Source organism: Arthrobacter sp. cf158 (assembly GCF_900106835.1).
Taxonomy (GTDB): domain Bacteria; phylum Actinomycetota; class Actinomycetes; order Actinomycetales; family Micrococcaceae; genus Arthrobacter.
In genome coordinates this window covers 283,405-302,870 of record NZ_FNNR01000002.1, presented here as the reverse complement: position 1 = coordinate 302,870, position 19,466 = coordinate 283,405, and the positions used below count along the sequence as shown (strand labels likewise).

General features: G+C 60.5%; 17 protein-coding genes. 7 read left to right on the top strand and 10 right to left on the bottom strand.

Annotated elements, in window-relative coordinates; genetic code table 11:
• Positions 1–53: 53 nt before the first annotated feature.
• Together BLW08_RS04335 and BLW08_RS04330 are read right to left on the bottom strand one after the other, a co-directional pair.
• Positions 54–1,364 carry a CpaE/TadZ family protein gene (locus BLW08_RS04335; protein ID WP_090818359.1) on the bottom strand — a complete coding sequence of 437 codons (1,311 nt, stop codon included), beginning with the start codon at positions 1,362–1,364 and terminating at the stop codon, positions 54–56.
• Entirely contained in the window at positions 1,361–2,005 is a 645-nt protein-coding gene (locus tag BLW08_RS04330) for an SAF domain-containing protein (protein ID WP_091323510.1), read from the bottom strand. The genes BLW08_RS04335 and BLW08_RS04330 overlap by 4 nt, the downstream gene beginning before the upstream one ends.
• A gap of 153 nt (positions 2,006–2,158) precedes the next feature.
• Here BLW08_RS04330 and BLW08_RS04325 point away from each other — a divergent pair, with 153 nt between their 5' ends.
• A complete protein-coding gene (locus BLW08_RS04325) occupies positions 2,159–2,380 on the top strand; it encodes a helix-turn-helix domain-containing protein (protein ID WP_091323509.1) in 222 nt (73 codons plus the stop codon).
• Here the strand turns inward: BLW08_RS04325 and BLW08_RS04320 are convergent.
• On the bottom strand, positions 2,377–2,964 hold the full coding sequence (locus BLW08_RS04320; RefSeq protein ID WP_091323507.1) for a hypothetical protein: 588 nt from the start codon (positions 2,962–2,964) through the stop codon (positions 2,377–2,379). The genes BLW08_RS04325 and BLW08_RS04320 overlap by 4 nt on opposite strands.
• A gap of 148 nt (positions 2,965–3,112) precedes the next feature.
• Between BLW08_RS04320 and BLW08_RS04315 the strand changes: the two genes are divergently transcribed.
• Together BLW08_RS04315 and BLW08_RS24075 are read left to right on the top strand one after the other, a co-directional pair.
• The gene (locus BLW08_RS04315) at positions 3,113–3,886 is read left to right on the top strand and encodes a LysM peptidoglycan-binding domain-containing protein (RefSeq protein ID WP_091323505.1); all 774 of its coding nucleotides are present in this window, start codon (positions 3,113–3,115) and stop codon (positions 3,884–3,886) included.
• Positions 3,887–4,044: 158 nt separating this feature from the next.
• Complete coding sequence (locus BLW08_RS24075) at positions 4,045–4,473, top strand: Rv3235 family protein (RefSeq protein WP_090818342.1); 429 nt, start codon at positions 4,045–4,047, stop codon at positions 4,471–4,473.
• A gap of 101 nt (positions 4,474–4,574) precedes the next feature.
• Here the strand turns inward: BLW08_RS24075 and secA are convergent, their stop codons facing one another.
• The 7 genes from secA to mtrA form a co-directional block, all read right to left on the bottom strand.
• Positions 4,575–7,316 carry a preprotein translocase subunit SecA gene (gene secA / locus BLW08_RS04305; protein ID WP_091323503.1) on the bottom strand — a complete coding sequence of 914 codons (2,742 nt, stop codon included), beginning with the start codon at positions 7,314–7,316 and terminating at the stop codon, positions 4,575–4,577.
• A gap of 42 nt (positions 7,317–7,358) precedes the next feature.
• Positions 7,359–8,648: a winged helix-turn-helix domain-containing protein gene (locus tag BLW08_RS04300; protein ID WP_091323502.1), complete on the bottom strand. Its 1,290-nt coding sequence runs from the start codon at positions 8,646–8,648 to the stop codon at positions 7,359–7,361.
• A 29-nt stretch (positions 8,649–8,677) separates the two neighbouring features.
• Positions 8,678–9,406 carry a ribosome hibernation-promoting factor, HPF/YfiA family gene (gene raiA, locus BLW08_RS04295; protein ID WP_090818333.1) on the bottom strand — a complete coding sequence of 243 codons (729 nt, stop codon included), beginning with the start codon at positions 9,404–9,406 and terminating at the stop codon, positions 8,678–8,680.
• A 143-nt stretch (positions 9,407–9,549) separates the two neighbouring features.
• Positions 9,550–10,425, bottom strand: coding sequence for a ComF family protein (locus BLW08_RS04290; protein WP_254779676.1), 876 nt, complete (start codon positions 10,423–10,425; stop codon positions 9,550–9,552).
• Between the two features lie 213 nt (positions 10,426–10,638).
• On the bottom strand, positions 10,639–12,351 hold the full coding sequence (locus tag BLW08_RS04285; RefSeq protein ID WP_090818330.1) for an LpqB family beta-propeller domain-containing protein: 1,713 nt from the start codon (positions 12,349–12,351) through the stop codon (positions 10,639–10,641).
• Positions 12,352–12,353: 2 nt separating this feature from the next.
• Positions 12,354–14,147, bottom strand: a complete 1,794-nt coding sequence (mtrB, locus tag BLW08_RS04280) for an MtrAB system histidine kinase MtrB (protein WP_254779674.1) — start codon at positions 14,145–14,147, stop codon at positions 12,354–12,356.
• A 142-nt stretch (positions 14,148–14,289) separates the two neighbouring features.
• Positions 14,290–14,964 carry an MtrAB system response regulator MtrA gene (gene mtrA / locus BLW08_RS04275; protein WP_090818324.1) on the bottom strand — a complete coding sequence of 225 codons (675 nt, stop codon included), beginning with the start codon at positions 14,962–14,964 and terminating at the stop codon, positions 14,290–14,292.
• Between the two features lie 569 nt (positions 14,965–15,533).
• Between mtrA and BLW08_RS04270 the strand changes: the two genes are divergently transcribed.
• The 4 genes from BLW08_RS04270 to BLW08_RS04255 all read left to right on the top strand — a co-directional run bounded on the left by BLW08_RS04270 (position 15,534) and on the right by BLW08_RS04255 (position 19,463).
• A complete protein-coding gene (locus BLW08_RS04270) occupies positions 15,534–16,496 on the top strand; it encodes a DUF7847 domain-containing protein (RefSeq protein ID WP_254779672.1) in 963 nt (320 codons plus the stop codon).
• Entirely contained in the window at positions 16,493–17,185 is a 693-nt protein-coding gene (locus BLW08_RS04265; RefSeq protein WP_091323882.1) for a DUF4129 domain-containing protein, read from the top strand. Before BLW08_RS04270 ends, BLW08_RS04265 begins: the two co-directional genes overlap by 4 nt.
• A 20-nt stretch (positions 17,186–17,205) precedes the next feature.
• Complete coding sequence (locus BLW08_RS04260; RefSeq protein ID WP_254779670.1) at positions 17,206–18,381, top strand: DUF4350 domain-containing protein; 1,176 nt, start codon at positions 17,206–17,208, stop codon at positions 18,379–18,381.
• A gap of 125 nt (positions 18,382–18,506) precedes the next feature.
• The gene (locus BLW08_RS04255) at positions 18,507–19,463 is read left to right on the top strand and encodes an AAA family ATPase (protein WP_090819139.1); all 957 of its coding nucleotides are present in this window, start codon (positions 18,507–18,509) and stop codon (positions 19,461–19,463) included.
• Positions 19,464–19,466 lie beyond the last annotated feature (3 nt).

The following is a 19,466-nucleotide window of genomic DNA, read 5'->3' as shown; positions in this document are numbered from 1 at the left end:
AAACGCCTCCATCACATGTTGATTGCTGCGACTCTGCAGCCCACAATTTGAGCCTAGCGCTTATGCAGTCCCAAAGCTCTGGTAGTTCGACCAAAGGAATTCCGATTTTGCTGGACAGGCGCACATACGAGCCCAGCGATGGCCATCCGTAGCTCCGAGTCCGGCGCGACTTCCAGTAGTACTGACCCAGAGAGCAATGCGGCATCGCACGCCGCCGGATCGGCCGGGAGGTACGCGTCTATTCCCATTCCCGGGCCATACCGGACCCACGCATCTTCCAATTGCTGGCGCGGCGAACGCCCCGCGGCAGCCCTCCTTACCTTGTTCAGCACCACACGAGCACTGACCTGAGGCACAACAGCTTCCAACTCCGCCAAGCCCCGGACCAATCGCGGCACCCCGATAGCGTCCGCCGTACCCACGGCGAACACGACGTCGGCCAGCTCCAGGCTGCGCAGCGTGGCCGCATTCCGCCGGGGAGCCATACTGTCAAAGCTCAGCTCTTCGTCCGCTTCGAGGCAAAAGCCCACATCCACCACAATGACGTCCGCTATTTGCCGGGCTTGTTCCAGTACTGCGGACAGTGCTGCCGCCCGGAGTTCTGTCCACCGGTCAGCACGCGTCGTCCCGGTGAGAACGCGGAATGAGCCGCGCTTGGTGAACACCTGAATGGCCGCCCCCTCAAGCGCTTTGACGTCGAGCAAGCCTTGATCCGCCAGCCGGCATGCCAAGGCCAACCCTGCCGATTCGTCCAGCAATCCGAGGGCGGCAGCCACACTTGCACCGTAGCTGTCCGCATCCACGAGGATGACGGATTGTCCATCGGCCGCCAACTCCGCTGCCATATTGACGGCCAGCAGTGTCCTGCCCGGCGCACCCACGGGTCCCCATACGGCATAGATCTTTCCTGGGTTCTTCGACCAATCCTCGGCGATGTCAGCGACAGGCGCCGGCAATGGATCCGCACCGGCATCAGAGAAGCCCGCATGAAGCCCCGAGCCCAGTCGCCCGCGCGATTGGTCACGGCCAACTGCCTCGGAAATTGTGGAAGCCAGCGCAGCCGGCTCAATCCCGGAAGCTGCCGCTACGACGCCAATGGAATGCAATCGAGCCATCTCGACGGGGTCGTCCGTCAGGGCCACGATCATGACGCCAACTGCGCCGAGCCGATCGACCAACGTGGTTGTGAGTTCCCCGCTGCCTTCCGCCACAACGGCCGCCACGGCGAGGCCGCTTTGGCAGGCAGCAATGAGTTCAGTCAGTTCCTCACACCGGCGCACCACAGTAACTGGACCTTGAAGACGCTCCAACCCTTCAACCACGGCTTCTTGTGATGGGCCAACAGTGACTACTGGAATACTCATTGACGTGAACCTGAAGGGTTCCAAACAACGGAGATTTTGGCCTTGTTCGCAAGCGCCCCGAGCAATTTGGGCATCTGATCATTGGTCACCAGCACGAGAACCACAGTCGTCTTTGAGGCCCCCAAAGTTGTGGAGCCGGATGTCACCTGTGCAATTTCGGCACCCGGAAGCAGCAACTGCGGCGCTTCATACGCACTGCTCGCCCCAGGATTTGCGACCCAGACGTCCACCCTGGCGCCGGCGACTGCCTGCTCAGGCAGTTCTTCCTCCATGGAAATGGCAACGGGTTTTCGGTTCAGAGCATCGGGCTCCCCCAGGCTCTCCTGCGGCACGAGCTGGTTCTTCGCCACTCGTTGTAAGGCCACTTTGCCTTCAGAGAGGCCTCCTTCAACGGTGAGGTAACCGGACTCGAGGTCATCCAGGCGGACGTTGGCGATTGACAAATCACCCGCTGTGACCTCCTGCCCAACCCCAATGTCTTCCTTCGCGATGTAAACCTGCTTCGTCTTGTCTGCGGCACCCACCAACCCAATCACGCCGGCTATGGACGCGAGCACCAGCAGAACTCCAACAAGAAGCCGAGGGTCCTTCCATGACGGCTTCTTTAACCTTGACGCCGCTACAGTTGCCGTTGGCCCCATACTTCTGTTCCCCATTTCGAATTCAGGCATGGCCCAAAGACCAGCCTTCCCATTCTGACCGCCGGGTTCTTTGCTGCCAAAGCGATCGACCCCAAATGGGATGAAACTGTGGATAAGTGCCTCAAATAGCGGCAACGGTGGCAAAATGGATCCATGCCCCGATTCCTGACCCTTGCGGACGTCGCCGAACAGCTCCAGATCAATTCACCCCAGGCATACGCACTGGTTCGAAGCGGCGATTTGAAAGCCATACAGGTTGGAGGCCGGGGGCAGTGGCGGATTGAAGAAAAAATGCTCGAACAATACATCCAGGACCGCTACGCAGAAGCCAGCCGCATGATCGAAGAGGCTAAGGCCAAAACAGGACAGTCCTAGTAGCTCCCACCCTGAAAGTCATTGCCAGCCGCCGAGGATAGGGCAGCCAGCGAACCAAATGGAATGGTCATGACGGCTGCAACGTTACCGGCTCGCCTGACTTCCCCGTGGGGCACTACCGCGAGATCAAAATGATCACGGCCAACCCGGTCTATGACTCCCTGTAATTTAGAGCCATTTTCAGTTTTTGCAGCCAGGTGAACCACCAGTTCAGTGCGATCCCTGGCCAGAGCTCTCATCGCAGCAGCCATTCCCAACGCGAGCCGCATTCGCGAGGGCGCGGGCATGGCCAGCCTTCCCAGACCTTGATACCTGAGCACGGCCGGGCAAGGAACCAGCCACTGCCGGATTCCTTCGGTCAACACCAGCCACTCACTGCCGACGTGGCTGAGCACTCCCTTTATGGCGCTGCCGTCAACGAGCTCGACTTTGATTTGTGTCCCCGCCGCGCCCCGAAGTCGATCGCCCAACTCTATGCCTGCCAGCTCAACCCGGGCACGCTCTGTTATCTCGGCTTCTCGATCCAAGGCACGCTCGGCCAGAAATTGTGTCTCCAAGTCGCTAAAGAGAGAGTCCCATCTCATGTCGTCAGACTAGGCTGCAGTATGGGGGTAGCGCGAACTCAGCAATACATTTGTCCTTCGACTGGACATTCTTTCCCAAGTGTGTTCAAAATAGGGCAAATAAAGCAAACAGCATCAAATGACATCAAACGAGTCTTGGGGGCACCGAATGGCACGAACCTTGCGTGGAGACGTTGCCCTCGCAGCATCGATTCTTGGGCTCGGATTGTTCCTGGTCTTCGAGGGGAACGTCCTGATGAAGCAGTGGCAGGCCGCTGTGAGTCATCGGCAGAGCTCCTCGTTCGAGCACCTTCTCGGCATTGTCGCCGGCGCCTCGGGAACTGCGATAGTAGCTTGGTGGGTGTTGTCATTAACGATCGCCCTCTTGGCGTCGTATTTGCAACGGCGCAGGCCGCGGGCAGGCGCGCACCCGCTCTCCAAATTCAGCCCGGCCTTCATGCTCCGGCTGGCTGTAGCACTCATGAGCCTGAACCTTCTGGGCTTAGGCGCTGCACAGGCATCAACGGCCCCACCGGACCCTTCGTGGAAGTCCACCACCGCAAGCACGGATCCAGCGGTCGCCAAGTCGGGGACGCCGATGTCCCTTGCCGGAGCCATGCAGACTTCATTGCCACCCGAAACCACGACAAATGGGAGGGAGCCAGCAGATCCAGCATGGCGGCCTGGTCCCCCGATCGTTGATGCGGGCTTGCTAAGCCGCCAGTTTCTTCGGGAAACCCGCACGCCATCCGAGGAAAGTGTAGTGGTCAATGCCGGCGATTCTCTGTGGTCAATTGCCTCATCCAGGCTGGGCCCTCTCGCCACCGATTTGGACATAGCCATGGCTTGGCCAAAGTGGTACATCGCTAACCGGGCCACCATTGGAGCTGACCCAACTGTTTTGCTACCAGGTCAACTCCTGAGGCCTCCCCTCCCCGGCTAATATGCCCGGTTCGTAGAAAGCACTAGCTATTTCGCTGGACGCCACCCACTCAGGGGCGGCGTCCACGCATCACCAACAAGTCCAACGTCATCCCAGCAGAAACCACCCGAGTTCAGCGTCTTCCCCCGCGCTCAGCTCATGTAGTGAATGCCAGAGGTATGACCATGATCGTTGCAACTGCAAGCCGACCCGCAGGACGCCAAAACGACAAACGCATAGCCGCCACTCACGGTTCAACCCGTGCGGATATCGACGTAAGGCTAGTGGCGCGGAGTATTGCCCAGGCGGCCTTGGAGGTGCTTGCAGGAACGCGCCCAGTAAGCCAACTTTCCCGCTCACTGGATCCAGAGTGCTACTTGTCTCTTCAACACCGAGCCGTTCTCACTCGTAAGCATGCAGCCAGGCTCCGGGGAAATTCGCAGCCGCATCGGAGCCCTATGGTCCGCTCCGTACGGGCCTGCTCGATATCCGAAACAATTTGCGAAGCCAGCATCGTAGTGGCCGAAGAACAACGGTACCGTGCAGTAGCCATGCGTCTGGAGCGATTCGATGGAGTATGGCAAGTGACAGCGCTCGAAATTGGCTAGTACTTCCGCATCTATCCCGCTTCGTCGAGAAAAGAAAAAAGGGTGAGCCCGGACGACTTGTCCAGGCTCACCCTCTACTTAACTATCCGTTTGGTAACGGCTCAGCGGCGCTTCTTTTTTGCCTGCTTGCGAGGCTCTTGGCTTGCTGCCTTCGCAGGGTTGCCTGATCGGCCGGAAGAGCGGCCCTCAATGCGCGTCTGCGTGGCACCGTCCTCACCCGGAGCTGTGTACTGCAACTGTGCCGGTTTCTCCGGTGCCTGCAGTCCAGCTGCCCGGATTTGGGGATCATGATGCTCAGTGTGTACTCCCGCTGCAGAGTCGTCGGCCACTACAACGTCCTCGGCCGGCGTTACCTCCACCTCGAGGTTGTACAGGAATCCGATGCTCTCCTCGCGGATGGCCTCCATCATGCTCTGGAACATGACAAAGCCCTCGCGCTGGTACTCCACCAGAGGATCACGCTGGGCCATGGCCCGGAGTCCAATGCCCTCTTTCAGGTAGTCCATCTCGTAGAGATGTTCCTGCCACTTCCGTCCGAGAACAGAAAGCACAACCCTGCGCTCAAGCTCACGCATACTCTCGGAGCCAATAGCCTCTTCGCGGGCCTGGTACACGAGGCGCGCGTCCGAGAGAATTTCATCCCTCAGGAAGTCTGCGGTCACTTGCGACTTGCCACCGGCTTCTTCAATGATTTCCTCAGCGGTAACAGTGGCCGGGTACAGCGTTTTCAGATTGGCCCACAGCTGGTTGAAATCCCAGTCATCGCCTGTGCCTTCGGCCGTAGCGGCGTCAATGAGGGCGTTGATGGTGTCTTCCAGGAAGAACTGAACCTTCTCATGGAGGTCATCGCCTTCGAGAATCCGGCGACGGTCACCGTAGATGGCTTCACGCTGGCGATTGAGGACGTCGTCGTACTTGAGGACGTTCTTGCGCTGTTCGGCGTTGCGGCCTTCGACCTGCCCCTGAGCCGATGCGATGGCACGCGAGACGAGCTTGGATTCGAGCGCAACGTCATCCGGCACAGAGCTGTTCATGAGCCGCTCCGCCGCGCCTGAGTTGAACAGCCTCATGAGATCGTCAGTCAAGGAAAGGTAGAAACGGGATTCCCCGGGGTCACCCTGACGTCCTGAACGGCCTCGCAGCTGGTTGTCGATGCGTCGGGATTCATGGCGCTCGGTTCCGAGAACGTAGAGCCCACCAAGATCGAGGACCTCTTCATGCTCGTCCTTGACTGCCTGCTTGGCAGCCGAAAGAGCGTCGGGCCATGCGGCCTCGTACTCTTCGGAATTTTCTTCAGGATCGAGCCCACTCTTGGCAAGTTCAGCAATGGCTGTGAATTCAGCGTTGCCGCCCAGCATGATGTCGGTTCCACGGCCTGCCATATTAGTTGCCACCGTGACGGCACCTTTTCGCCCTGCCTGCGCCACGATGGACGCTTCCCGGGCGTGGTTCTTGGCGTTCAGTACCTCATGCCGGATACCTTCCTTGGCAAGGAGTTTGGAGAGGTACTCGCTCTTCTCAACACTCGTGGTACCTACCAGTACAGGCTGGCCACTCTCGTGCCGCTCAGCGATGTCCTGAACCACAGCATCAAACTTGACCACTTCGTTCTTGTAGACGAGGTCAGGCTGGTCAATGCGCTGCATGTCGCGGTTCGTGGGGATGGGAACGACACCGAGCTTGTAGGTGCTCATAAACTCCGCGGCTTCAGTCTCGGCCGTACCGGTCATACCGGCAAGCTTTGAATACATGCGGAAGTAGTTCTGCAGGGTGACCGTGGCGAGAGTCTGGTTCTCTGCCTTGATCTCAACGTTTTCTTTAGCCTCTATGGCCTGGTGCATCCCTTCGTTGTAGCGTCGTCCGGCCAAAATGCGGCCGGTGTGCTCGTCAACGATCAGCACCTCGCCGTCGAGGATGACGTAGTCCTTGTCCCGTTTGAAGAGCTCCTTGGCCTTGATGGCGTTGTTAAGGAAACCAATCAGCGGCGTATTGGCAGACTCGTAGAGGTTCTGGATACCGAGGTAGTCCTCTACCTTTTCGATTCCAGCCTCAAGCACGCCCACGGTCCGCTTCTTCTCGTCGACTTCATAGTCGACTTCAGGCTGCAGACGGAGGACGACCTTGGCGAATTCGCTGTACCAGCGGTTGGTGTCGCCCTGTGCCGGGCCGGAAATAATAAGGGGGGTACGGGCTTCATCGATCAGGATGGAGTCGACCTCGTCAACGATCGCGAAATTGTGGCCGCGCTGCACAAGTTCGCTGGAGTCCCAGGCCATGTTGTCGCGCAAGTAGTCGAAGCCGAATTCGTTGTTGGTGCCATAGGTAATGTCCGCCGCGTACTGCTGCCTGCGCACCGCAGGATCCTGGTTGGAAAGGATGCAACCGCTGGTCAGGCCCAGGAATCGGTAGACACGACCCATGAGTTCGGACTGGTATTCAGCGAGGTAGTCGTTCACAGTCACCACGTGGACGCCCTTACCGGTGAGCGCGTTCAGATACGCAGGCGCGGTAGCCACCAGGGTCTTGCCTTCACCGGTTTTCATTTCTGCGATGTTGCCAAGGTGCAATGCGGCGCCGCCCATCAACTGGACATCGAAGTGACGCATGCCCAAAGTACGCGCAGAAGCCTCGCGAACAGCGGCAAAGGCTTCAGGAAGGAGGGCATCCAGCGTCTCGCCGTCCTGATGCCTGGACCTAAGGTGATCCGTTTCCTCACGAAGTTCGGCATCTGTGAATGACTTGAAGGAGTCTTCCAGGGCATTGATGGAATCGGCATAGTTCCGCAGTTGCTTGAGTGTCTTTTTGTCACCCGTGCGGAGAAGTTTTTCGATTAGTGATGCCACGTGAAATTGCTCCCAGTCTCATGCTGCCGAATTCTGGCTGTTTCAGTCTACGGGAGAGACCAATGCCACGTTGTCGGGTTCACCTCTGAGCGGACTAGCCGGCCGACCTTGTTGTCCAAGACCGTCAGCACGGCAGTTCACCTCCAGCGATAGATCGGCGGCAAGGTCCCCCACGGGCCACACCACGACTTCCTGCAAGCCCAGCCAATTGGCCATAAGGTCAAGTTCTGCTGCAAGCTCGACGGCGGTATCAGGCGGAGCACCCACCTCACCATAGGCAGAACGCACCAGAAGCTGACCAGCCGCCCGATCGGCTTTCAGGTCCACCCTGGCCACAATGGCCTCCCTCAGCAAGAACGGGAGGACGTAATAGCCGAATTGCCTCTTGGCGGCTGGGGTATAAATCTCGATCCGGTAGTGGAACCCAAACAGCCCTTCAAGGCGGCGCCTTTCGAAGACCAGGGAGTCAAAAGGACTCAGCAAGGCGCGCCCCTCGGCCCTCCGTGGCAACTTGGCCCCGACATGTCTGTACGTGGCACGGTCCCACCCGCGGACCGTGACTGGTTCGAGGCGGCCTGCCCGGATAAGGCGCTGGACCGAATCCGCGCCGGCTTTCAGCGGTGTCCGGAAGTAGTCAGAGAAGCACCGCACTGTCCCAATGCCGTGGGCTTGGGCCGCTGCGTCCATGAGTCGATCAAGCGACGCCTCGGCATCCAGTGTGGACAACGTCATCTCGGGAAGGACCCTGGATGTCAGGGTGTACTGACGTTCAAATTGCGGTGTACGCGATGCGGCCGAAATACGGCCCTGTTCGAACAGGTGTTCCAGCACGCGCTTGACGATATTCCAGTTCCAGCCCCAATTGTCGCGCTCAGCTTCCTCGTCGTGGCCGAGCCTGGCAGTAAGCTCCGACGCGGTCATGGGGCGCCCCGCGCTGAGGGCCGCCAGTATCCGGTCTTCCATGTCCCCCCGAACAAGCGGATCGAGGTTATGCGCTCCAACCCATGCCCTTTTTTGCCACAGGAGCAGGTCGTGGAAGTGCTCGGGACGAATGAAGCTGGCCTCATGGGCCCAATACTCCATCATCCTGCGTGGCTTACGGCCTGCCATCGCTTGGAGAATGAGGGGATCATAGTTGCCGAGGCGGGAAAAGAACGGAAGGTAATGGCTTCGCGCCACGACATTCACGGAGTCGATCTGGACGAGCTGGAGTTGGGCAAAGGTACGGCCCACCGCCCGTGGTGTCACGGGGCCGGCGGGCCGTACCTTTGCCAATCCTTGAGCTGCCAATGCGATCCGCCGTGCCTGTGACAGGCTCAGCGAAGCGGTCATTGAAGTCCCTTCATGCAGGAGTTGAGGCCTTATTTGGCCGTGGAAGCCTGGTCATCCGAGCGGTAGGCGTGGATCTTCTCTTCGACGGCTTCCTCGCCGGGTTCGCAGGTGGAATCAAGGGTAATCACACCGTACGTCCAACCACTTCGCCGGTAAACGACCGATGGTGCGTTGGTTTCCTTGTCCAGGAACAGGTAGAAGTTGTGCCCAACAAGTTCCATGCTGTCCACAGCATCATCGAGTGTAAGCGACGCCGCGGGAAATACCTTCCGGCGGATCAGGACGGGTGAATCGCCCGCCGGAATATCGTTCTCGATTTCGTATGGAGAACGCTCGTCGGCCTGTGGCGCGGGCTCTTGGTGGTTGCTGGCCTCAACGTAGAGCGGCTCGCTTGCACTGGCTGGCTCGAGGGTGGCCGTGGCTTCCCGGACTGCTTTGGGAGTGTGGCGGCCGTGGTGGACCTTTTTCCGGTCTTTCGCACGACGAAGCCTTTCAAGGAGCTTGTTGTACGCGAGATCGAAGGCAGCAAATTTATCAGCGGCTGTGGCCTCGGCACGGATCACGGGGCCACGGCCCAGGACGGTCACTTCAACGGTGAGCTGCCCCGGTATCTGCCGGGGGTTGGTTTCCTTGGAAACTTTGGCGTCGACTCGCTGGACCTTATCCCCCAGCGATTCAATCTTCGAGATTTTCTCGCCGGCGTATTCGCGAAAGCGGTCAGAAACTGTGAGATTTCGTCCGCTGATCATGAACTCCATGGTGCCCTCCAAATAACTCAGGTGACACGACAACGACGCTGTTAGGGGCTTGTCTGACGGACAGTCGAGCCCCTTTCCGAGCCGCTATCGACAGGTACATCTGTTCTTGGTACCCACAACCGACGTTAGTTCATCGCCACCCGTTATTCATCCTTTAGCCACTTATTTTTCGATTGAGTCTTAATGACGCCGTGCGGGTCGTCTTCGGCTGCGAATGGGGCGTAGGCTGGTGGCCTCGTGGCCGCAAGCACAACGGCGCCGCACACCACACCACCAGCAGCTTTAACAGCGCGCGCCGCCTCCGCGAGGGTAGCTCCCGTGGTCAGAACGTCGTCGATCAGGATGCATTCCCTCCCCCGGATGTCCTTGATGCGTCGCCGCCGCACCCGCATGGATCCTCGGACCCGTCTGGCACGTTCGCCCCGGCCCAGGCCCTTTTGGCCATTTCCCTGCACCAAACTTTCCCTGCCCGGCAGCACATCAGCCAACCGTCCTGTCAGCATGTGGAATACAGCTGTCGGCAGGCGGTCCATAGGCCAACTCCTTTTCTTCTGAAGCGCGTCAATGCTGGCACAGTGTGGCAGGAGCCTGCGCAGACGCACCCACAGCAGCAGGAGATGGACCGGGCTGAATCCACGCTTGCGGTAAGCCCGCCCATTCGTCGGGATGGGTACCAGGAGAAACCCGGTGCGGCCACCGATGGCGCTCTCCACTGCTTTCGCGAGGCACGGAGCAAGAACATCCGCCAAGCGCCACTGACCGGAGCGTTTAAAAGACAACAAGCATCGTGCCAGTTCATCCCTGTAGGCACCTGCCGCCACGACCTGGAGCGTTGCGATGCCGTTGACGTCAACCAATGAGGGCGACTCCTGCTCTGCGCGAAAAGGTTGCTTGCATAGTTGGCGCATATTTTGTGCGCAGACGCCGCACAGCACGGTGTCCTCAACCTCGCAGCAGACGCATTCCACAGGTATCAACAAGGCCAGCAATTCCGCGAGAGCCCCTTGGAGTTCGGTCACGAGCCTGCCGATAAGTCTCTGGTCCGTAGCCCGACGCCGTGCCCTGACTGGATCGTAAGCATCGTGATCTGGGTCGAGGCGGCGGACCCGCCCACCTCGGGGTAGGTTGTCGGTATCAGAGGAGGCCACCATCTCAGCCTGCCTCTTCGCCTTCGCAGGCAATAGCCATGCGGCGCCACATGTGGACAACCGGAGCACCCCACTTGACGCTGATCAGCCTGGGAAAGCCGGCTCCGTGGGTCCTTTCAACTGGAGCTCCCAGCCGTTTCCAACGCGTTGGAAGATGCCGGCATCAGACTGCCCGAAAATTTGCTCGGAACCGTTTCCAGCGCTGAGGCTGGTCAGACCGTCCCATGGTGCCAGCTGCTGCGGTTCACCGGATGACAGGGACAGCAATTCCGGAACCACCGTGGCGGTCGCCGAACTGGCCATCACCGCAACAGTAGAGCCGTTGACCCACGCTCCTTGGTCAGCTGCCACACTGCTGAGCAAGGTAATAGGCGTAGTGAGATCCTTGGGAACGCCATCAGGATTCCGGACTATTCCAGTTACCTGTACCGCAGACTTCCCGTTCGCCTCGGAAATCACCAGCGCCCTTGTGCCCTCGCGGGAAACCCTGAAGTCTTTGACGGTCCTGCCGGACAGCCACGAAGGGGTCATGGTGACACTGGGAACAGCCATGCCGGGTGCGACGCCAGTTGGCTTAAACACCACAACTTCGGCGGCCCCGTTGGCTCCCGGTCCCGCAGTCCAGACCCAGTCGTGGGGGCTGAACGAAGGACCCGTCAAGGTACTCCTGGTGGTCAGCTGCCTGGCAGGCTGTCCTGGCTCGATCGAGTACAACGTGGTCTTGTCGCCGTTGAGGAATGCAGCCGTTTGGGAAACGGGCGACTCCGCCGGCGCATGCGGTCCCAGTCCCACCACCGACTGGATGTCCGGCAGCGGAGTAATCCTGTTGTTCTCATAACGCGCCAAATCACCGTTGCTGACCGCGATTTGGCGGGCAGGAACACTCTTGTCCACAACCGGGGGCAACACCGTCCCGTTGTCTTCTACGCGGACAAGATCCTGGTCGGCGCGCAACTGGACATTGATGACGTCGGGCTGGCTCCGGAACGTCAGGGCCAATTGGTTCTGTATTCTCTGGCGATCCTCTGCCGATGCGTCAAAAAGTTCCTTGGCGGACAAGTCCACCTGGGCTGCGCCGGAAACCACCGGCACTGATTCACGGGCCAGCTTCATCCCCGACGGGAAGGCACTGACGACGGCACCTCGCAGATAAGGTGCCGGGCCGGCAAGCAGGGCACTGGTCATGGACTTAACGGTGTTCTTCTTGATGAACCACCTGTAGTCGGGCACCGCATAGGTGAACGTCGGGTCATAGAAGTAGATGGGAAATGCCCCGTAAATCACCTTGAATGTTTCCTCCGGAATGGCCGTGCCATCCGGCACCTTGGAGATCCTCCACTCCCCCTCCACCTGTTCAAGCGTCAGGGGGATGGTCTCCTTGGTTCCCGGAGGGAACTGAGTAGCAACGCCGTCGGCATCCACCGAATAGGCGAGGTCCAGTTCGTAGAGATATTCGTTTTCTCCCGCAGCCTTAACGACCTGTGCCTCGCGGAAAACGATGGCTCGTTTGTCGGGTTTCCACGTCACGGATTGTGCTTGTGTCAGGTACTGGCGAGCCACGGGGTAATCGTCCTCATAGCCGCTGCCGGCCATGTAGAAATCCTCTATCACAGTCTCCGGGCTGGAGCCCGCGCGCGGGGCAGCAGGAAAGAAGACCGGTGCGTTGGGATTGCCTGCGCCTTCGTCTTTACTCTTGCCGACGGGGCCTGAGCGGGGAATCTGCGCGCAGGAAGCCAGGAAGACCAGCAACAACGCCATCATGGCGACGACGGCGCGCTGGCGCCGGATACGCACCATACTCACCTGTCCTCTCCTTCGACAGCGTCCGGAGTGTCCAGTCCCGCAGCAGCCTGGGATCTTTGAGGCGGAGTCCCGGGGTCGGTACCCAGAACGAGCATCTGGCGCTCGCGAGCAGTACCCGGGAATTCAATGTCAGCCGGTTCGAGCTGCAGAGGTGACTTGACGATAGTGCCTCCTTGCCGGAGAGGCAGCGTCAACCGGAAGTTTGACCCCGATCCTTTTCGGCCCCATGCCTGCAGCCAACCGTTGTGCAGCTTGGTGTCCTCAGCCGCAATCGAAAGGCCGAGCCCGCTGCCGCCCGTGGTGCGCGCCCGTGCAGGGTCTGCCCGCCAGAAACGGTCGAAGACCCGGGCGGCTTCGGCCTGGCTCATACCTATGCCATGGTCCCTTACCGAGACGGCAACGGCGTCGTGGTTTGCCGCGACAGAAATAAGGATCGGCCTTCCCTCGCCGTGTTCCAGCGCATTGAGGAGCAAATTGCGGAGGATGCGGTCTATCCTTCGCGAATCCATCTCCACCACAATGCTCTTCTGCCTGGCATTCAACCGGACGTCCGAACCGTACTCCGCCGCCACAGGCGATGCACCTTCCATGACGTGCGAAATCACTTGGAAAATGTCCTGCGGTTCTGCGTCGAGAACAGCGGCACCGGCGTCGAATCTCGAGATCTCGAGGAGATCGGACAGCAACGACTGGAAGCGCTCCACTTGGTGATAGAGCAGCTCTGCCGATCTCTTGTTCATAGGGTCGAAGTCCTCCCGCGCTTCGAACAGGACCTCAGCTGCCATCCGGACAGTCGTGAGCGGCGTGCGCAGTTCATGGGACACGTCGGAGACGAACCGCTGCTGCATTTGGGAGAGTGTGGCCAGCTGCGTGATCTGCTCCTGGAGACTGGCAGCCATGTGGTTGAAGGAGGCACCAAGCCTGGCAACCTCGTCTTCGCCCTTGACCACCATGCGTTCCTGGAGTTGGCCCGCCGCGAGTTTTTCCGAGACCACCGCAGCATGGCTGACGGGACTGACCACATTGCGCGTCACGTACCAAGCAATCGCACCGATCATGAGGACCAGGGCCGCACCGCCCGCCCAGAGCACGTTCTGGATCTCGTTCAGCGTTTGTTGAGCCGTATTGAGGTCGTAGATCAAGTAGAGCTCATAAGACGTGCCGTTGAAGGTCACCATGTTGCCCACGGCTATGCCTGGACGGTCCTCATTGCCTACGGGAAACTGTGTGGACGCCCAGAACTGTTGCTTCCCACCTTCCTGGACGGCCTTTCGCAGCTCCGGCGGAATGACGCGGACCGTGAGTTGATCCGACGCACGGGACTCTACCCAACGGTTTCGTGGCTTGGTTTGCTCCGGTTTCGCCTCAAAAACGTATCGGCGCTGGATCACCGAGCCACGGCCCTCGACTGCGGTCAAGGTGTCATACACCAACGTGATAACGCTGGACTGGTCGGTGACTTGTGCGCCGTCGAACGTGTCCTGGACTTGTTTGACGTTGTAGCGCGACTCGGACTCCGCCTGCACAAGACGCTCTTGGAAGAGGTTGTTGGCGATTTGATTGGACAGATATGCACCAACAATCGCGAAGGATGTCACTGCCAGAAGCAATGTGGTCAGGACTGTCCGAAACTCCAAGGACCGCCGCCAGCGCCGTAGCAATGAGCGCCATAGATAGCGAAGACCCGGCCTGATCTGCCGCACACCGATGGAGACCAACCGTGAGACCCTCAACACGAGGATGAGTCCCCGGCGTGTCCAAATCCGGGCCCGGGACAGGAGCCAGGGCATGTTTCGAACCTGCCGGGCAGGTCGCTCAGGAGACGGCTGGGGGGTCGTTGACGGAGCCGGCGTCACCTGCTGTTCGCCGGCCGGGTCTGAACCTCCGGGGCTGAGGTTCTCATCCACCGTGCCGGCCTGTCCGGCCGGGGACTCAGGAACCTGCTTTATATCCGACACCACGCACCGTCAAAACAACCTCGGGCGCTTCCGGATCACGTTCAATCTTGGAGCGCAGGCGCTGGACGTGAACATTGACCAGGCGTGTGTCAGCGGCATGGCGATACCCCCAGACCTGTTCCAGGAGAAGTTCACGGGTAAACACTTGCCACGGCTTGCGCGCCAAGGCCACCAGAAGGTCGAACTCAAGGGGCGTCAGCGAGATACGTTCGCCTCCGCGGGTCACCAAGTGACCTGCGACGTCGATAGTCACGTCAGCAATCCGCAAGGTTTCGGGGGCCTTCTGGTCGCCGGGGCGTAGCCTGGCGCGAACGCGTGCCACCAGCTCCGCAGGCTTGAAAGGCTTGGGCACATAGTCATCGGCACCTGATTCAAGGCCCCTGACCACATCCGAAGTGTCGGACTTCGCGGTGAGCATGACGATGGGAACGTCCGACTCCCCGCGGATCTGACGGCACACCTCGATGCCGTCTGAGCCCGGCAGCATCAGGTCAAGCAGGACCAAGTCCGGCTTGGAAGAGCGGAAGATCTCCAGAGCCTGGCCGCCATCTGCGCAGAACACCGGCTCGAAGCCATCATTGCGCAGTACGATGCCAATCATCTCTGCGAGTGCTTCGTCGTCGTCAACTACCAGAATGCGTGCCTTCATAGTTATATATTCCCTTATCACCAAGTCTTTGTCCCGTTGGGCACGGCGCCCGGCATGGCGCCCCAAGGGCAATTCCACCGTACTGCACTGCGCCGCGGACCCGTCTGCCGAACCAACCTGGCGGCAGGCTAGGAGGGACGACGGTGGGACTATAGGCTGGGTGCGAAGGTCCTGTGGGGGACGTCTGACGCCGGTGGACCGGGTCATATGGGGAGGATAGCGTGTCGCAACCAGAGCATCACCAGAATGCAACGCCAGGCGGTCAGCCAGCATGGGGCAACCAACCCCAGCCAGGCGGTCAGCCAGCATGGGGCAACCAACCCCAGCCAGGCGGTCAGCCAGCATGGGGCAACCAACCCCAGTGGGGTGGTCCGCCTGCCTGGGCAGCTCCGCACAGTGGTGGACAGTTTCCCCAGGGCCAGTCTGCGCAGGGGTGGCCCCCGGGACCTCCCTATGGACAGCCCCTTTACATCGCTCCCCCCAAGCCGGGCGTGATTCCCCTGCGTCCGCTCCAGTTTGGTGAAATTCTGGATGGCTCCTTCCAGACGATCCGCCGCAATGCTGCCTCCATGTTTGGATCCGCCCTGATCGTGCAGGCCCTCGGGGCAATCTTTGCAGGGGTCGTCACCCTGGGAGCGTTCCAGTTGTCGATGTCCATGGAAGCCGTCAGCACGGAAGAGGAGTTCACCGAAGCCATGGGGCCCATCCTTGCCTTCGTGGCTGGAACTTTGGGTGTCTCAGTGCTGGTGGGTTTCCTTGGCTCGGTCCTGCAGGGCGTGCTGGTGGTTCCTGTGGCCCGGTCCGTCCTCAATCGGCGGACAGGGTTCAAACAGATGTGGAAACTTGCCGGACGCAGAATCCTGCCCTTGCTGGGCATTGCCGTGCTCTTGACCCTCGGGGGCCTGTTGGGCGCAGCTGCAGTGGTGGGGATAGCAGTACTTCTGTTTACCGCAATGGGTCCTGGGGCACTGCTCATTGTCCTGCCCCTGGGCCTGGGTTCCATCGTGCTGTTCGTCTGGATCGGACTAAAGCTGATGTTGGCTCCGGCGGCCATTGTGGTGGAGCGGACCGGCGTCTATGACGGTCTCCTCCGCTCCTGGCAGCTGACAAAGAATAATTGGTGGCGCATTTTCGGTATCACTCTGGTGGTGGCCATCATGGTGGCTGTCATTGCCCAGATTGTGCAGATCCCTGTTTCCTTTGCTGCAACCGCAATCGGTGGAGTAGTGTCACCGCACCCGGACCAGGAATCGCTCGCCTCCGCTTTAGTGCTCTCCACAGTGATTTCGTCCGCGGTTGCAGCATTGGTGGGCTCTGTGACGTTCGCCTTCCAGGCCTCCGTTTTCGCATTGATCTACATGGATCTGCGAATGCGCCGTGATGGCTTGGATGTTGAGCTGCTGCGCCTGATGGAAACCGACGCCGATCCGGACGGAATTCCAGGTGCACCGTCCGTCCATCCCGGCAATGTTTGGCCCCCGAACGGTGGACCATTTCCGTCCGCATTCCCCGGGCAGCGGCCCCCCGCATGAGCGGGACGATCCGGGATTTCACCGCACCTTTGGCAGTCATGGAACCTCCCGTAACCCCGGACCGCGAGGAAGCGCGGCGCTGGGCTGCTGAAGAACTTTCCAAGCCCCAATACCCTGATGCCCGGCCCGGCTGGCTGGACCAGCTCTGGCGCGATTTCATGGACTGGTTGTCCTCTTTGGAGGGGGACGGAACCGGCGCCGGACCTAACTTTGCGATTCCCCTTATTGTTGCTCTGGCCGTAGCCCTGCTGGTCGTGGCCATCGTGGTGGTCCGTCCACGCCTGAATGCCCGCAGAAAGGCGGCCACGGCGGACATCTACGGGGAAGACGCCACTCTCGATGCTGATGCTTACCGGACACGGGCTGCACAGGCAGCCGACGACGGCGACTGGCCTGCCGCCGTCGTCGATCAATTCCGCGCGGTGGTCCGCTCCGCCGAAGAGAGGGACGTCATTGACGTCCGCGCCGGGAGGACTGCCGATGAGGCTGCCGGGCAGCTGGGGACGGTGTTTGGCACCGCCCAATCCCGGCTCGACTCCGCCGCGCGCGTTTTCGATGCTGTGCGCTACGGCGAGCAGGGCGCAACGAACGCCGATTACGCTGCTATCCGCCAGTTGGATGCCGATATCCTCGCACTGAAGCCCGACTTCGCGGGCCATGCCACCGCCGGATTCGCGGTGCCCCGATGACAGTGGCTGCCAAGGAGGCGATGAAGCGCCCTGACGAGGTAACTCCCTTGAATGGCCCAGGCCAGGGTTTCAAGTCCTGGTTCAGGAAGCGCCTGGCGTGGATTGCGATCTGTACCCTGCTGCTTGGCCTGGTGGCATACCTTGCCATCGCCAATCTTGCCGGCACCAAGGATGCACGGACGTTGTCTGCCCGTAACCCAGCTCCGGATGGGGCCATGGCCGTGGCCGAGATCCTGGGCAGACACGGGGTCAACGTCACCCCGACAGACTCCCTCGACGAGACCTTGGCAGCGTTGTCGGGAAATGCCGAATCCACAGTCCTTCTCTATGACCCCCGCGGATTTCTGGACGGCTCCCAGATAGCGGACTTGACTGCGGCGGCTGATCGCTTGGTGGTGATCACGCCACGGCTCAGGACTCTCAACGGCCTCGAAGCGGAATTCCGGCCTGGTGGCGTGGTTCCTGAAGCGACCACCGAACTGGAGCCTGCCTGCGCCCAGGACGATGCGCAGGCAGCAGGGCGTGTGTCGGCGCAAGGCTCAATCTATGCCGGCCCAACAGTCTGCTATGCCGTCAGGGACAACGGGCCCGGACTCTACGCATCCTCATCCGATGGCCGGGTGATAGTTCTCGGCAGCACCGATCTGGTAGACAATCAGCACCTCGCGGAGTCAGGGAACGCCGCCCTCGCCTTGCGCACCCTGGGCAATAACACTGACCTCGTCTGGTACACCCCGGGAGTCCGGGATGTTGCGGCGAACGATTCCACACCCACCCTCAACGAACTTGCTCCCCGCTGGCTGGCCTTCGCCGGTCCATGGTTGGCGGTGGTGGCGCTCTTGGCTATCATGTGGCGGGGCCGGCGTATGGGTCCTCTGGTTTTCGAGCCCCTTCCGGTGTTTGTCAAAGCCGCGGAGACGGCGGAAGGCAGGGCCCGCTTGTACCAGGACTCGAGAGCTGTTGATCGGGCTGCCGACAACCTGCGTGCCGGAACCCTGGCGCGTCTTGCCCGGCACTTCAATCTCGGGGCGGATGCGGGCAAAGATTCAATTGTGGCCGCGGCAGCCCAACACCTGGGCCGGCCAGCCCCGGAAGTGCGATCCATCCTGATCGACTTCATGCCTGCCGACGAAGGACAACTGGTGCAGTGGGCACAACAGATCGAACGAATAGAACAGGAGGCGACCGCCCGATGAGCAACCAGCCGAACAGCTACACGGACAGCAACAGCCAATACACGGGCGGTGTGGCGGCCCAACAGGGCACACACCAGTACGGCATGCCCCACCATGGCGAAGCCTCGCACAACGGGCACCATGAGATGGTTGACGATCCCGCCCGGCAGTCGTTGCTCAACGTCCGGGCGGAAGTTGCCAAGGCTGTGGTGGGACAGGACCCCACCGTCACTGGCATGCTCATCGCCTTGCTCTGCGGCGGACATGTCCTCCTTGAGGGCGTTCCAGGTGTCGCGAAGACCTTGCTGGTGAGGGCGTTGTCCACCGCTTTGAGCCTGGATACCAAGCGGGTGCAGTTCACACCGGACCTCATGCCCGGCGACGTCACCGGATCCCTCGTCTATGACGCCCACTCGTCCGAATTTACGTTCCGCGAAGGCCCTGTCTTCACCAACATCATGCTCGCGGACGAGATCAACCGGACCCCTCCCAAAACCCAGGCCTCACTTCTGGAAGCCATGGAAGAGCGACAGGTTTCGGTGGATGGCGTATCCCGTCCGCTTCCGGTTCCCTTCATTGTGGCGGCCACGCAAAACCCCGTTGAATACGAAGGCACCTATCCACTGCCAGAGGCCCAGTTGGACCGGTTCCTCCTCAAACTGACCATGCCGTTGCCGGGAAGAGCAGAGGAAATCGAAGTCATACGTCGCCATGCCAGCGGCTTTGATCCGCGGAACCTGTCGGCCGCCGGCGTGCGGCCGGTGGCTGGCGCCGTCGAGCTTGCCGCCGCCCAAGCGGCAGTGGCGCAGGTGGCTGTTGCTCCGGAAATCCTTGCCTACATCGTGGACATCGTTCGCGCCACCCGGTCTGCTCCGTCGTTCCAGTTGGGCGTCTCTCCCCGTGGCGCCACCGCGCTGCTGAACACCTCCAAGGCGTGGGCGTGGTTGTCCGGAAGGTCGTTCGTGACCCCGGACGACGTCAAGGCTTTGTCGTTGCCGTGCCTTCGTCACAGGGTTGGCCTGCGTCCCGAAGCGCAGATGGATGGAATCCAGGTGGATGACATCCTGGGCAGCATCCTCGGATCGGTTCCGGTACCGCGGTGACAC